Source organism: Shewanella gelidii, from assembly GCF_014647855.1.
Lineage (GTDB): Bacteria > Pseudomonadota > Gammaproteobacteria > Enterobacterales > Shewanellaceae > Shewanella > Shewanella gelidii.
In genome coordinates this window covers 395,749-409,511 of the sequence record NZ_BMPZ01000001.1, presented here as the reverse complement: position 1 = coordinate 409,511, position 13,763 = coordinate 395,749, and the positions used below count along the sequence as shown (strand labels likewise).

Genomic DNA, 13,763 nt, shown 5'->3' with positions numbered 1-13,763 from the left:
GCATAATTTTGATGATATAGGCCCATCAGCTAGCAATTGTGAACTTTCGAAATGAATTTGAGTGAATATTTTGACAAGCCGTGGCCTTGGCTTTACTTTGAGCGTGTAGTTTTACAATAGGATGTTTTACCGTATGTATAAGGCTTTCTACGGGCTCAGTGATAACCCATTTTCAATTGCACCCAATCCCCACTATTTGTTTTTAAGTGATCGTCACCGAGAGGCACTCACTCATTTGACTTATGGGCTTGGTGAAACGGGCGGCTTTGTTTTGCTGACGGGGGAAGTTGGCACCGGTAAAACGACAGTATCTAGAACTTTATTGAACCAGTTACCTGAACATACAGATACCGCATTTATTCTAAATCCTTCTCTGACAGAATTAGAGCTACTCGCAACATTGTGTGATGAATTGGGTATCCAATATGCCGAGTCGCCTACGTTAAAGCAGTTGACCGATTTAATTAGCCAGTACTTGCTTAAGAACCATGAAAACGGTCGTAACACGGTCATGATCATTGATGAAGCCCAGCATTTGCGAGCTGAGGTATTGGAGCAATTACGACTGTTAACCAACTTAGAGACCGATACCAAAAAACTCCTGCAAGTGATTCTTATTGGCCAGCCTGAATTACAACAGCTATTAAAGCGTCAAGAGTTAAGGCAGTTGGCGCAACGAATTACTGCGCGGTATCATTTATTGCCATTGAATGAGGAAGAGGTCGGATTATATGTTCAGCATCGACTACAAGTTGCTGGTCGTTATGAGCCTTTATTCAATAGTGGCGCAATAAAAGCGTTACACAAGCAAACCGGCGGGATCCCGCGTTTGATCAACTTGCTTTGTGAGCGGGCGCTGATGGCTGGGTATGGACAGTCAAAATTACCGATAGACCGAAAAATTATTCAAAGCGCTGCATCTGAGGTTTTAGGGTTGGATGCGCCACAGCAAAGATGGTTTTGGCCTGCAGCATCAGGCTGTGGTTTTGCGGTTTCCTTTGCCGTTGGATTGCTGCTGTTTAGTCCTGAAAGTGTACCTGTGCGTATTCAAGCTGCGCAGCCTAGCAGTCAAGTTCAACAACCTATTCAACCATTGAAGAATATTGCGGTTCAAGGTGCAGCAACGTCGCTCGACCGTGAAAAACGCTACACTATGGACCCGCAGCCTTTCTCGCAAGGTCAACAACCGATAAACGTTAGTCCTAAAGCATTAATAGCTAGCCAGCGATCTGAAGAGGTGCCGTTGGCGGCCGCTTCATTAAACCAGTATCAGCAAGCCTCGATTCCAATGCAGCAACAAGCAATTGCTCAGGAAGAATTAAGTCATGGGGTGGCACGCGCGCAGGCTGCTGACCCCAATATTCGCGAAGCTACAATGTCGGTGGTTCAGCAACATCCGCAACCTTATACTAATAAGCAAAGTGCTTTAGCTAACGCGATAGCACAAAGCCGCGATATAGAGTTGGCTTACGCTGCATTATTTGGGGTGTGGCAAAAGACACCTATACATGGTCTCACGGCTTGCCAAGCCGCCAAAGAGCAAGGGTTATCTTGTTATCAGCAACAGGGTAACTGGTTGTCTATGAGTCAGCTTAATTACCCTGCAGTGGTTTATCTTGTGGATGATAGTTTGCATAGCTTTTATGGCACAGTGGTGCGCATTGAAGGGAGCCAAATGCTTTTACAGTTGGCAGAACAGCAATTGTGGGTTAGTCGAGAATGGTTTACAGAGCACTTCTCGGGGACTTATGAGATTTTTTGGCAACGTCCAGAAGGGTTACCCCAAGAAATTAGTCGCAGTTCAAGCTCAGGACAGATCCAATGGTTAGAAAACAGCCTTGCCAGACTCGATAATAAATCGCCTCGATTGGTGAATCGCTTAGATGCGCAGTTAGAGCAGCGGTTGAAAGCTTTTCAAAGAACGCAAGGCTTGAAGCCTGACGGGATTGCAGGCCGCAATACCCTGATCAAATTGAATCTATTTCTAAGTCTTGATGGTCCAAGATTGCAACAGAGTGAGCGTCTCTAAATGTCGATATTACTTGATGCGGTAGTGCGTAATAAACAGCAAAATAGTGCAGGTAACTTTGATCCTGCACTCACACCACGCCCTCAGACAGGCAAACATAAAAAGAGCATTCCGTTGAAAGGCATTGTGAGTGTATGTATTTCGGTAGGTTTAGGTTTTGGTTTGTCTTGGTTACTTAGTACACAATGGCCGCAACCTTTGACTCGCGTAGGACAAATGGAATCAATTGTTGCTGGCGGGCAAAGTCAGTTGCACCCCCAGAACCAGCAGCAGATCCATGAGCCTACTCAAGCTGTATTGGGGCAGAATTACTCGCAACAGAGTCAAGAGCAAGCATTGGCGCCGAAAATTGCAACGATTTCGGCTCAGCAAATTTCGCCAATCAGAGCTGATCAAGAAATACGATTGGCAGCGAAAGTTGCCCTTCCCGAGGCGAAAGCGCGGCCTCTGCCCACGTACCGACAGCCACAAGCCGAAGCTGGGCAGCGTCGAGGAGACCATCAGGCGCAGAACTCGAAAGATGTTTCAGTTGCTGTAATGGCAGAGAAGCGTAATGGGGGGGCTTTGAATGAATCGAGTCAGCCGAGTCGGGAGTCAATGGGTGAACGTGAGCCCATTATTTTGGGGGCGAATGCAAATGCCCGTGGGCAACAAGAGTTAGCGTCACTCCGCCTTGAAGTCGAAAGGGCTGCGAATGTCGTTGGATTAAACCAACAGCCAGGTGCAGCCGATTTTGCTGAAGTGAGACAAAAGCATGTTAATCAGCCAGATTTGAGCCAGCCAGCAACTCAGAATTCGAGCCAAGCTCAAACTCCTAGATTAACACCTGAACAAAACAATAACTTGGTGGCTGCTTTTGAGGCAGCTTTAAAAGAGGTCGAAGTTGAATCGTCAGTGAATCAAGAATTGACGGCGCCTCAGTTAAACCCAATTCCACAATCTGATACTACAGAGACGATTCCTAAATATGGACAACTGCCTGCGACATTACAGTCGCAAGTGCCAGAATTTAATATCTTTGCTCATGTATATGCAGGAGCTCCAGAGAAGCGTTGGTTGAACGTGGATGGCATAGAGCTTCAACAAGGGGATCTCATCGGTGGGAAATTACGAATTATTGAAATTCGCCCTCGAGATGTTGTACTCGATATTCAAGGGACAGAGTTCAAAGTACCTGCAATATAAAGACTAAGCTGATGAGCTTTGACTCGTTTTCTATAGCTCATCAGTATCTTAAAGCGCCGCAGAGTCTAACCATAGAGTTGACGATGTTGGCGTCCATTTTCGCAAATTTCTTTACTGTCATTGGCTGTAATATTGTCGACGATAAAACCTTACTTAATACCGTTTATTTTGCCGCTTAGGTTTACGTTTTTTTTCTGTCAGACAGATCGTGGTTTGCCTTGCAATAGACTCAGCAAATCAGGTCCGCTCATCGGAGCAGTTTGTCCATTTTGTGTGGAACTCAGATTCACTTTTTTGCGGAAATGGGAGAAACACAGAATGAGACAAATAAATGAAAAAAAATTATCATGATTAGTGCTATTTTTTTGCATCTTCTAAGCTACTCTTTTACAAAATAATTGTGCAAAAAGTAGCCGTAATTAAAAAGTATTAATGTTACTTTGACGCAAAATTGTCACAGTCAAAATATTGACCCTGCCGATCAAAATCAATATATTGTCCCTAAATACGGTATGAACCACTTTATCTAGTATCAAGGGAGGGCGGTAATGAACTTTTTTACTCGAAGTATTCTGTTGTTGATTTCTACGGTTTGGTTAGCAATTTGTGCAAAAGATCTCTATATATTAGGCATTATTGAGCACCCTGAAATCATCACTGAACACTTAACTATTTTAGGGCAAACGATCGTTGCGTTAGTTATTTTGCGTTCAGGATTGTCGGCGAAAAAAGACCCAGGCTTTTAAGCTGAATTGCAAAAAATATTCAACAAAAAAGGGACGCAGATTGCGTCCCTTTTTTGTTGAGATGTAGTTTGATTTTTCTTCGCTAAACTACGCCTTCATTCCGGCTAAAACTTTGTCTGCAGCTAGTAGTGTTTTTTCAATATCTTCATCGGTATGAGCCATGGATAAGAAGCCTGCTTCATAAGCACTCGGTGCTAAATATACACCTTGCTCAAGCATCCCGTGATAGAAGGCTCGGAACTGATCCATGTTGCAACGGGTGACCTGCTCAAAACGGGTGATGTTTTGTTCTTCAGTAAAGAAGAAGCCAAACATGCCACCGACATAATTAATCGCCATAGGTATGCCATGCTTATCAGCTGCAGCCTTTAAGCCTTCGGCAATGGTTTTCGTTTTAGCGGCAAGTGCTTCATAAAGGCCTTCTTCACATAGGGCTTCCATTTGCGCAAGACCTGCGGTCATGGCTATTGGGTTACCAGATAGTGTGCCTGCTTGATAAACTGGGCCTGTCGGTGCGATGTACTGCATCACTTCTTTCTTACCGCCAAAAGCGCCAACCGGCATGCCACCACCAATGACTTTGCCGAGTGTGGTCAAGTCAGGAGTGATACCGTAATAGCCTTGGGCACCGCTTTTTGATACGCGGAAGCCAGTCATCACTTCATCAATGATTAGGAGTGCGCCATATTGATCACATAAGGCGCGCAGTCCTTCCAAGAAGCCTGCAACTGGAGGAATACAGTTCATATTGCCTGCGACAGGCTCAAGAATGATGCACGAGATTTCTTCAGGATATTGCTCAAACATTGTTTTTACTGAATCTAAATCGTTATAGACGGCAGTTAACGTGTGTTTTGCAAAGTCTTCTGGGATCCCTGGAGAACTTGGTTGCCCAAGTGTTAGTGCCCCTGAACCTGCTTTGACAAGTAAGCAATCCGCATGGCCATGGTAGCAACCTTCAAACTTGAGGATTTTGTCTCTGCTTGTGAATCCACGGGCAAGGCGAATCGCACTCATTGTTGCTTCGGTGCCGGAGCTCACCATACGAACTTGCTCCATTGATGGCACCATTTCAATTACTTTTTCAGCCATTTCAACTTCAAGAGCGGTTGGTGCTCCAAAGGACAAGCCATTGTCGACAGCTTGATGAACTGCTTCGCGGATTTTTGGATGGTTATGTCCTAAAATCATTGGACCCCATGAACCCACATAATCAATGTAAGCTTGACCATCTGCATCATAAATAAATGCACCATCCGCCTTTTCGATAAAGCGTGGTGAGCCGCCTACACCGTTAAAAGCACGTACTGGCGAGTTTACGCCGCCTGGAATGGTTTTCTTAGCCTGCTCAAAAAGAGTTTCGGAACGGGTCATGTTGGATCCTTAAAGTTTATGCATCGCAATCTTTGCGAGAATCATGTGAATATTTGGCAAGTCACTGCACTCATCGAACAATGCAAGGTGACTTGCCACCAAGCAGAGTTTACGTCAGCTTGGGTCAATTTTGGCTGCTGGTATCTTACCTTGTTCTTGCTTAATTGCGACTTAACTTTTGCTGCAAATCCATCACTATCGAGCTGTAAATGTGATCTAATACGCATCACTTACTGATGACTTGTCGAACGGACAAGAGATTTGTGACTATTGAGTGCGCTATATTTGACCTGAACGGATTTCTTGGAAAAGCTTTGCCCAGCTAATGACGCCAACAACATTGTCTTTTTCGCCTTGATAAATAAACACTTCACCGGAACGCCGAGGGGCAAGCTCTTGATAAACTTCATTGAGCGTTGCGGTATCAGGCAGACCATGAATGTCGACGCGTGACAAAGAAGATTCCTCCCCTTGGCTCATATTCAGCTGCAAGCGAGCGATAAGATTATTTTCTTTGCGAACAAGTACAGGACGCCCATCAGCACGCTTTAACACCTCTAATTGTAAGTCGGGGTCATTTTTAACCAACACGAACTGCTTATTCATGAGGGCGCGAACCCCCACTTTCTGTAGGCCTTGATTCACTGGGGGAACTTTGTAACCAAGCCCCATAATTTCAAGTTGCTTAAAGAATACCGATCGAGTGTTGAGTCCTTGGTACGCCAATAAGAAGGCAGGGATCGTAACAAACATCGCTGGCATAATCATCGCTGCATCATGGGTCAGCTCCAATAAAGCAACGAGTGCCGCTAGCGGCGCGGTGAGACAAGTCCCCATCATTGCAGTCATGCCGATAATGGCATACAGGCCGATATAAGGGGTAAGGGAAGGGAAATACATGGCGCTGACTAAAGCCAAAATAGCACCGACAAGCGCACCAATACCATAGAGTGGGCCGATGATACCTCCGGGGATCCCAAGTCCTAGTGCAGCAACCGTAGCGATAATTTTTGCAATCAAAATAGCGCATAGTAAACCAAGAGCGGGTTCGTCACTAATGCACTCTGCGATAGCAAGCTCACCGGTACCTAGCGCCTGTGGCAGGACAAAGCCAATGGCCGTGGTGATGAGTCCAGCGAGTAAAAGGCGTTGATGTAGGGGCTTGTTTTGGGTGGCAGCGGTAACACTGAGTAAACTTCGATTAAATGCCGCTGCAATGCATCCGATAAATAGGCCGCCAATTGCCAGTACTGGATAATGCTCTAGTGGAATTGCAATAACCTGGATGTTATCGAGCTCATGAATATTACCGAATACTAGTTGGCTCGACATCGCTCCACAAATGGCCGATAGCATAATGGGAAAGAAATAGTGGACTTTGTATTCACGCAGTACTACTTCAAAAACAAAAATAACCGCTGCTAATGGGGCGTTAAAAGTAGCTGCAATCCCCGCTGCGATACCGCTGGCACTCATAATTCTGACGCTGTTGTCCGGTAAGTTAAATTTTTCGGCCATGACGCTGGCACTGACGGCACCCAGATGAATTGCTGGTCCTTCACGGCCTACGGAAAAGTTGGTACCTAAAGCAAATAGCGCTTGGAAAAACTGACTTGGGGCGGAACCGAGTGGGATTTTTCCATAGTGCAACTTAATGCGGTGAAGCACATAGGCGATGCCCATCCTGCGATATTTTTTGGAACTGATTTTGGCGACCAGCCAAATGAGAAAGGCACCGAGTAACGGGATCAAAGCGCGCCAGCCTTCCATAACACCATGGAAGTCCATATCTTGGGTGTGAGTAAAGGTTTCAGCCCACTGCAGAAGCAGTTTAAATACTAGAATGACGCTGGATGCGACAATCGCAAAAAGCAAAGCTAACAAACAAAGTTGGACGCTTGTCTGGGCCTGTGATAACTGGTCTCTTAAGTCGCAGCTAAAGTAATTTTTGAGTTTGCTTTTAATATTTATCAATGTAGGCAGTTACGCTGCTTAAAAATCGTATCAATGAGATATACGTAGAGTATCTGCGCATAATCTGCTGGGTGAATTTGCATCCTCTAGACGATTGGGTATATTACCTATTTTCTGTTTAAGAGGCTGTTACTTAATGTCAAATTATTATCCGTGGTGGGCTCGGCTGCAAGTGATCGAGCGCAATATTCGCCCATCGAGTCTCTATTTAGTGATGTTGGTCTTTGTCTCTTGGTTATTAGGGGCACTTTGCTATAACGTTTGGTTTAGCGATGGCGATACCCGCGAAAAAATTACCAATCGACATATCGAGCGATTACAAAAAGAACTCTCCACCCAATCTCAAGCGCTTGCTAGCAAAAACCTAGCACTCTCCGTTGCTAAACAGTCTAACAAAGATATGAAGTCGATGTTTGCCCAACAACATCAACAACAGGTCGAGCTTGAGCGCGAGCTTGCTTTTTATCGTAGTATTATGGCGCCAGAACACAATGCTCAAGGTGTTGCGATTCATGGTTTAGAGATGTCTGCGGGCCTTCTACCTGATTCTTATCATATTAAGTTAGTCCTGACTCAATTGAAAAAGCGTAAAGGGTACTTGAAAGGAAAAGTTGCAGTCACTTTGCATGGTACGCTTGATGGTAAGCCGCAATCGATAGCGATGAGTAGTTTGACGGATGAAAAGCTAAAATTTAACTTCCGCTATTATCAGGTGTTTGAATCAAAATTTGAATTACCAGAAGGGTTTAGCTTGACTCAAGTGAAGGTCAAAGTGAATGTGCCAAAGAGCCGTTGGGCGAAAGCAGCTCAAGCTGAGCAAGTATTTAAGGTCTCTGATCTACTTGAAGTTGAAAAAGAGCAGCGGGTATTACTTGAACAAAATAGTCAAGTAATAGATAATCCCGATCAGTCAATGAACGCACGAGGTAGTAATGACTGAACAAGCTGATGCAGCAATGCCGATCCAATTCACTGATGCGGCTGCAACAAAGGTTAAGACTCTGCTTGATGAAGAGCAAAATGATGCATTAAAGCTCAGAGTGTACGTCACTGGCGGTGGCTGCTCAGGGTTCCAGTATGGCTTTACTTTTGATGAAAAAGTAAATGAAGGCGATTTTACTATTGAAAAGCAAGGTGTGGCGCTTGTTGTTGATCCAATGAGCTTGCAGTACTTGATGGGTGGTGAAGTTGATTACACTTCGGGTCTAGAAGGTTCTCGATTTTTTGTGAAAAACCCAAATGCCACCACAACCTGTGGTTGTGGCGCAAGCTTCTCCGTTTAGTATTAAGCGTTGAGACAAAAAAAGCCGTCATGTGACGGCTTTTTTAATGGGCGATGTTCAAGTCGCTAGTGTTTCATATATCTCTAGCCATGCCGTATATTCTGAAGCTATCACAAGCTTCGCTTGGTGACTATTTACCGATGCTGGAGTATTGTTGTCGCATTATTCAAAGTTCTCCTCACAACAGATCTAATTGGTAATCGTATCGACGTCATCATTCCGCTAGGGATTCTGTGAAGTAATTCCTTTGAAATACTTACATTCCACCATCTATTTGAATATGCTGCTGTGCAAGCTTTTATATTAAATGATGCTAAAGCTCATTTTAGGCTTGAAATAGGCTTTCACTTTTTTATCGAAAGCGACCCATACTTGTATAGCGCATATCGCAATGAGAGTGGCAAAGACGACATAGTCGGGTAGGTCGAGCTGCAACCCTGCCAGATTAAATCGGGAGGGACCCGTTTGCACATTCTCCGGCATTTGCAAAATAATGGGTAAGCAACACACGAGTACCAACTGCACAATCGTATAGCCTCGAAGCATCATCAAACCGGCTTTTTGTTTACCAATCAGTGCAAGAACCATCAGTAAGGTGAAAGCACAAAATAAAACGCCTTGATTTGCCATTAAGCCACTAATTGATGCGGCGACATAAAGTACCAGCAGCACGATTAAACGCTTTGGTGGTAGTCTACTTTGCGTTTTGTCATCCGAGACGGCGGTCATGTCTATCGGTCCCTATACAATATTGAAGCGTATTGGTTTAATGCTTGGTCTTTGGTGTCAATCTTTCATTGACTTCAAATGGAGGAACAACAACACCAAGATCATCTTGCATGGGTAAAACAGCGACGAAGAGATCATCATCTTCCATGCCTGAAACCCAGCGGCTTTGCCATTCTTCCAGAGGAATGGCGAACGGCTCGCAAGTTTTCCAGTCGTCTACTGCCCACATTTTTGCAGTTTCCTCTGATGGCCACAGTGGAATGCAGTCTTCTTCTTCCGTGGTTAGCATGACGCATCCTTCAGAATCCTGAAGACTCCATAATACTTTGTGTTGTTTTACTTGCTCAACAAAGTAGTCATAGCGGGCTTCTGGTGTCATAGATTTGATGTCAGCAAGTTTCTTTGCTTGATTGCTCATGGTGTTGATCTCTTTAAATTCACTGGATATGCCTAATGGCATTGATGGCGCAGTTTACCATAGCTCTATCGAGAAGCTTGTATACTGCACCATAAATTAATGGGCTCGTTTTAAGCTGCGCAAAAACGCGCCCCGAGTATTGCTTCTCTAGAGGCTCCGGTAACAGCGGGGAGGTTGGCAGGTAAGCTGTGCTCATAGCGCATAGCAAGCCAAGCAAAAGCGATGGCCTCAACCCATTTTGGCGATACACCAAGTTCACGGGTCGTGGTTGTTCGATAACCTGGAAGTAACTGAGCTATCCGCTTCATCATTTCTGCATTATAAGCACCACCGCCACAAACAAAGAGTTCCCCGTGGGCGGAGAGCTTCATAATGTCACTTGCAATGGTTTGGCATGTGAGATCGAGTAATGTGGATTGAATATCGCCTTCATCGAGTTGCCCATAAGCCGCGAGTTGCTGCTCGATCCAGTTTTGGCTAAATAGCTCTTTGCCTGTGCTTTTGGGGTAGCCCAGAGCAAAATAGGGATGTGCCTTTAGCTGTTGCAATAACGTTGCGTCGGTTGTGCCTTCTTTGGCCCATGCGCCATTGTCGTCATAAGGTTCGCCTTTGACTTGTTGGCACCAAGCATCCAGAAGGGTGTTCCCTGGTCCAGTATCAAAACCAACAACCTGTGATTGGTTATTGCTGTCCTCTGCCGGTAAATACGTTACATTGGCGATACCGCCAATGTTTAAAATCATCCGGTGCTGCTCTGGTGTTGCAAACAGTTGTTGATGAAAGGCGGGAACGAGAGGTGCCCCTTGTCCACCGAGCGCAATATCTTTGCGTCTAAAGTCAGCAATGACGTCAATACCTGTTGCAACTGCGATGGTATTGGGGTCGCCGATTTGTAGTGTAAAACCAATTTCGAGGCTTGGCATATGGCGTACGGTTTGGCCGTGACTGCCAATGGCGATAACTTGGCTCTTATCAATATTTGCTTTCGCGAGTAGCTCATTGACGGCCGCGCCAAATAGCTGCCCGACGCTGCGATCTAGACGGCCTAGGCGGTTAATTTCATCGCTACCCGGCTCACACAAACGTTGTAGCCCTTTGAATAAATGTGTTGGAATAACTTGGGTGTGGCTCGCGACAAGTTGGGGTTGGTCGCCCGCAAAGTCAACCAATACAGCATCGATTCCATCCATGCTTGTACCTGACATTAGACCAATATAATACGCTGTTTTCATAACTAATTTTGTCCTTTTATTGCATTGCGAGCTGGACTTGCTTGTTATGTTCAAGCTTAGCCATGATAGCTTTACTGATAGCTAGGAATTTTGATTTTTCTTTACGAGCAATCGCTTGAGCTTTTGGCAGCTTGATAGTTCTTGGGTTGCGGTGAACACCATTGACAATAAATTCATAGTGTAAATGCGCGCCGGTTACTCGACCTGTACGGCCAAGCGTACCAATAATTTGCCCCTGCTTTACTGATTGCCCTGCTTTTACTTTACGCTTGGTTAAGTGTAAGTATTTGGTGGTGTAAGTGTCATTATGCTTAATAAATACATAGTTACCATTGTACTTATTGTAAGCAGATTTGATGACTCTGCCTTTACCGGCGGCTTTAATGGGGGTGCCAACCGCTGCGACGTAGTCCACTCCTCGATGTGCTTTTACTCGACCCGTGACGGGGTGTAAACGCCGAGGATTAAAGTTAGAACTGACATATTTAAAATCAACCGGTGAGCGAAGGAAAGCTTTCCGCATACTGCGGCCAGAATCGGAATAATATTGGCCGTCGGTATAGCGAACCGCTGTATACCTATCGCCTTGATTCGTAAACTCTGCTGCTAAAATATTGCCATTTCGTAAGAACTCGCCATCGGCATATTCTTCTTCAAATATCAGTGCAAAACTATCGCCTTCACGCAAATCCAGTGCAAAATCAATATCCCAACCGAAAATGGTTGCGAGTTGCATGATTTGATTGGGAGTCAGCTTTGCGGCAACCCCAGCATTCCAGAAGTTGCTAGAAATGGTCGCGCTTGCAAATTGGTTTCGTTTTTCGACTTTCTTATGGGACAGATGCTCTCGGTAACCCTCGGCGTCTTTCTCAATATGTAAGGTGGTTATTTCATTGACTTCATATTCGACTTTAGCTAGGTCACCTAGGTTGTCTTTACTAATACTTAAAGACTCGCCGGGCATAATTTTAAGCAGATTTTTTTTGGCATGAGGCAACAACGTGATTTCATATACATCTCGAGGACTTAAGCCTGCGCGATCAAATAAAGCGGCGAGCGTATCGCCTTTTTTAACTTCAAAGCGCTCAACATCTGCAATGTAACGAGATGGCTTTGTCTTTTGTGCGACAGGGCTTGGCTGGCTTGAAATATTCTCACTTTTGCTTTTCCGTTGACTGGCCTCGGGCTCATCGAGTTGCCGAGAAGGTGCCTCGGGTGTTCTAAATGCAAGGGGGACAGAGTAACGAGTATTTAACTCTTTATTGTCAGATACTTGTGGTGCTTGATTGGATGCTTGGCTGTCATCTGATGGAATGCAAATAACTATGAAGGTGGCAGCAAATAAAATACTAACTAATAGTTGATGCTTTTTTGGCAGCAATTTAAATAAAGTAATGACCTTTCTCATTGACCTCGATACCAAATTCTCTACGTCTTTGTTATCCCCTTAGTGTACACACTTTCAATTGTGGTGGCTAACAAGTACCATAGTTCTCTTTATTTTGTATGGCGCTCAGGAGTTGTTGCCGAGATGGCTGATTTAGATCAAGCATTAGCTGAAATTAAACGTGGTACAGATGAGATTTTACTTGAATCTGATCTAGTTGAGAAACTGAAAGAAGGGCGTCCTTTACGTATTAAGTTAGGTGCTGATCCTACCGCACCAGATATTCATTTAGGTCATACCGTCATCCTAAATAAAATGCGTACTTTTCAGGAGCTCGGTCACGAAGTCATTTTCTTGATTGGCGACTTTACCGGTATGGTCGGTGACCCAAGTGGCAAAAATAGTACACGACCACCACTGACGCTTGAGCAAGTGGCAGCAAACGCCGAAACGTATAAAGAGCAGGTTTACAAGATTTTAGACCCTGCGAAAACTCGAATTGAGTTTAACTCTAGCTGGCTTGAGCCGTTAGGTGCTGCTGGCATGATCCGTCTTGCATCACAACAAACGGTTGCACGCATGATGGAACGCGATGACTTTAAAAAGCGTTACGCTTCAGGTCAGTCCATTGCAATCCATGAATTTATGTATCCACTGCTTCAGGGGTATGATTCGGTTGCACTTGAGTCGGACGTTGAGCTAGGTGGTACGGATCAAAAATTCAATCTGTTAATGGGCCGTGAACTGCAAAAAACAGAAGGGCAGAAACCACAAACCGTAATCATGATGCCGTTACTCGAAGGCTTAGACGGTGTGAAGAAGATGTCTAAGTCTGCTAATAACTATATCGGTGTGAGTGAACCTGCGGGTGAAATGTTTGGCAAAATCATGTCGATTTCTGACGATTTAATGTGGCGTTACTTTGAGCTACTGTCTTTCCGTCCATTGGCTGAAATTGAGCAATTTAAAGCTGATGTCGCAGCTGGAACCAATCCCCGCGACGTGAAAATTGCTTTAGCAAAAGAAATTATTGCTCGATTCCATGATCAAGCCGCAGCTGAAGCCGCTCATCAAGAGTTTATTAATCGGTTCCAAAAAGGTGCGGTGCCAACGAATATTCAAGAAATGGATATCGAAGTCGGTGATGGACTTGCAATTGCAAATGTTTTGAAACAAGCCGGTTTAGTCGCATCAACTTCTGATGCCATGCGAATGATTAAGCAAGGCGCAGCTAAAATTGATGGCGTAAAAGTGGAAGATACTAAACAGGTGATGAACGCGGGTTTAACCGCTGTATTCCAAGTGGGTAAACGTAAGTTTGCCAAAATTACTTTGGTATAACACTCTACAAGAACGTCGGTTTTAAAAGGCTTACTCACAGAGTAAGCCTTTTTCATTTTGATGTC

12 protein-coding genes and 1 pseudogene are annotated in these 13,763 nt (G+C 44.7%); 6 read left to right on the top strand and 7 right to left on the bottom strand.

Annotated features, from left to right (window positions below; genetic code table 11):
• Window positions 1-133: 133 nt before the first annotated feature.
• The 3 genes from IEY18_RS01825 (at window position 134) to IEY18_RS01815 (ending at window position 3,960) form a co-directional block, all read left to right on the top strand.
• Window positions 134-2,029 carry an ExeA family protein gene (locus IEY18_RS01825; protein WP_188917223.1) on the top strand — a complete coding sequence of 632 codons (1,896 nt, stop codon included), beginning with the start codon at window positions 134-136 and terminating at the stop codon, window positions 2,027-2,029.
• Window positions 2,030-3,214, top strand: a complete 1,185-nt coding sequence (locus tag IEY18_RS01820) for a general secretion pathway protein GspB (protein WP_188917222.1) — start codon at window positions 2,030-2,032, stop codon at window positions 3,212-3,214.
• A 548-nt stretch (window positions 3,215-3,762) separates the two neighbouring features.
• The gene (locus IEY18_RS01815; protein WP_188917221.1) at window positions 3,763-3,960 is read left to right on the top strand and encodes a hypothetical protein; all 198 of its coding nucleotides are present in this window, start codon (window positions 3,763-3,765) and stop codon (window positions 3,958-3,960) included.
• An 87-nt stretch (window positions 3,961-4,047) separates the two neighbouring features.
• Here the strand turns inward: IEY18_RS01815 and hemL are convergent, their stop codons facing one another.
• From hemL to IEY18_RS17490, 3 genes and pseudogenes are all read right to left on the bottom strand, one after another.
• Complete coding sequence (gene hemL, locus IEY18_RS01810; RefSeq protein WP_188917220.1) at window positions 4,048-5,334, bottom strand: glutamate-1-semialdehyde 2,1-aminomutase; 1,287 nt, start codon at window positions 5,332-5,334, stop codon at window positions 4,048-4,050.
• A gap of 41 nt (window positions 5,335-5,375) precedes the next feature.
• On the bottom strand, window positions 5,376-5,561 hold the full coding sequence (locus IEY18_RS01805; protein WP_188917219.1) for a hypothetical protein: 186 nt from the start codon (window positions 5,559-5,561) through the stop codon (window positions 5,376-5,378).
• 553 nt (window positions 5,562-6,114) lie between these two features.
• Window positions 6,115-7,017: pseudogene (locus IEY18_RS17490) on the bottom strand (chloride channel protein); the annotation flags it as partial.
• A 427-nt stretch (window positions 7,018-7,444) separates the two neighbouring features.
• On the opposite strand from IEY18_RS17490, the gene IEY18_RS01795 reads away from it, so the two are divergent.
• Together IEY18_RS01795 and erpA are read left to right on the top strand one after the other, a co-directional pair.
• Window positions 7,445-8,248 (top strand): DUF6776 family protein, encoded by an 804-nt coding sequence (locus IEY18_RS01795; RefSeq protein WP_188917217.1) that lies wholly within the window; start codon window positions 7,445-7,447, stop codon window positions 8,246-8,248.
• Window positions 8,241-8,591: an iron-sulfur cluster insertion protein ErpA gene (gene erpA / locus IEY18_RS01790; RefSeq protein ID WP_188917215.1), complete on the top strand. Its 351-nt coding sequence runs from the start codon at window positions 8,241-8,243 to the stop codon at window positions 8,589-8,591. The genes IEY18_RS01795 and erpA overlap by 8 nt, the downstream gene beginning before the upstream one ends.
• 303 nt (window positions 8,592-8,894) lie before the next feature.
• Here the strand turns inward: erpA and IEY18_RS01785 are convergent, their stop codons facing one another.
• The 4 genes from IEY18_RS01785 to IEY18_RS01770 all read right to left on the bottom strand — a co-directional run bounded on the left by IEY18_RS01785 (window position 8,895) and on the right by IEY18_RS01770 (window position 12,378).
• Complete coding sequence (locus IEY18_RS01785) at window positions 8,895-9,320, bottom strand: hypothetical protein (protein WP_188917213.1); 426 nt, start codon at window positions 9,318-9,320, stop codon at window positions 8,895-8,897.
• A 37-nt stretch (window positions 9,321-9,357) separates the two neighbouring features.
• Window positions 9,358-9,738 carry a DUF2750 domain-containing protein gene (locus IEY18_RS01780; protein ID WP_188917211.1) on the bottom strand — a complete coding sequence of 127 codons (381 nt, stop codon included), beginning with the start codon at window positions 9,736-9,738 and terminating at the stop codon, window positions 9,358-9,360.
• A 110-nt stretch (window positions 9,739-9,848) separates the two neighbouring features.
• On the bottom strand, window positions 9,849-10,970 hold the full coding sequence (locus tag IEY18_RS01775) for an anhydro-N-acetylmuramic acid kinase (RefSeq protein ID WP_188917209.1): 1,122 nt from the start codon (window positions 10,968-10,970) through the stop codon (window positions 9,849-9,851).
• A gap of 16 nt (window positions 10,971-10,986) precedes the next feature.
• Window positions 10,987-12,378 carry a peptidoglycan DD-metalloendopeptidase family protein gene (locus tag IEY18_RS01770; protein WP_188917207.1) on the bottom strand — a complete coding sequence of 464 codons (1,392 nt, stop codon included), beginning with the start codon at window positions 12,376-12,378 and terminating at the stop codon, window positions 10,987-10,989.
• A 123-nt stretch (window positions 12,379-12,501) separates the two neighbouring features.
• On the opposite strand from IEY18_RS01770, the gene tyrS reads away from it, so the two are divergent.
• Window positions 12,502-13,698 (top strand): tyrosine--tRNA ligase, encoded by a 1,197-nt coding sequence (gene tyrS, locus IEY18_RS01765; RefSeq protein ID WP_188917205.1) that lies wholly within the window; start codon window positions 12,502-12,504, stop codon window positions 13,696-13,698.
• Window positions 13,699-13,763: the final 65 nt, after the last annotated feature.

Bases quoted from the DNA above. Each gene is read 5' to 3' on its own strand.
- IEY18_RS01820 (WP_188917222.1), top strand. From the start codon at position 2,030: ATGTCGATATTACTTGATGCGGTAGTGCGTAATAAACAGCAAAATAGT.
- tyrS (WP_188917205.1), top strand. From the start codon at position 12,502: ATGGCTGATTTAGATCAAGCATTAGCTGAAATTAAACGTGGTACAGAT.
- IEY18_RS01775 (WP_188917209.1), bottom strand. From the start codon at position 10,970: ATGAAAACAGCGTATTATATTGGTCTAATGTCAGGTACAAGCATGGAT.
- IEY18_RS01780 (WP_188917211.1), bottom strand. From the start codon at position 9,738: ATGAGCAATCAAGCAAAGAAACTTGCTGACATCAAATCTATGACACCA.
- IEY18_RS01805 (WP_188917219.1), bottom strand. From the start codon at position 5,561: ATGCGTATTAGATCACATTTACAGCTCGATAGTGATGGATTTGCAGCA.
- IEY18_RS01795 (WP_188917217.1), top strand. From the start codon at position 7,445: ATGTCAAATTATTATCCGTGGTGGGCTCGGCTGCAAGTGATCGAGCGC.
- IEY18_RS01815 (WP_188917221.1), top strand. From the start codon at position 3,763: ATGAACTTTTTTACTCGAAGTATTCTGTTGTTGATTTCTACGGTTTGG.
- IEY18_RS01825 (WP_188917223.1), top strand. From the start codon at position 134: ATGTATAAGGCTTTCTACGGGCTCAGTGATAACCCATTTTCAATTGCA.
- IEY18_RS01770 (WP_188917207.1), bottom strand. From the start codon at position 12,378: ATGAGAAAGGTCATTACTTTATTTAAATTGCTGCCAAAAAAGCATCAA.
- erpA (WP_188917215.1), top strand. From the start codon at position 8,241: ATGACTGAACAAGCTGATGCAGCAATGCCGATCCAATTCACTGATGCG.
- IEY18_RS01785 (WP_188917213.1), bottom strand. From the start codon at position 9,320: ATGACCGCCGTCTCGGATGACAAAACGCAAAGTAGACTACCACCAAAG.
- hemL (WP_188917220.1), bottom strand. From the start codon at position 5,334: ATGACCCGTTCCGAAACTCTTTTTGAGCAGGCTAAGAAAACCATTCCA.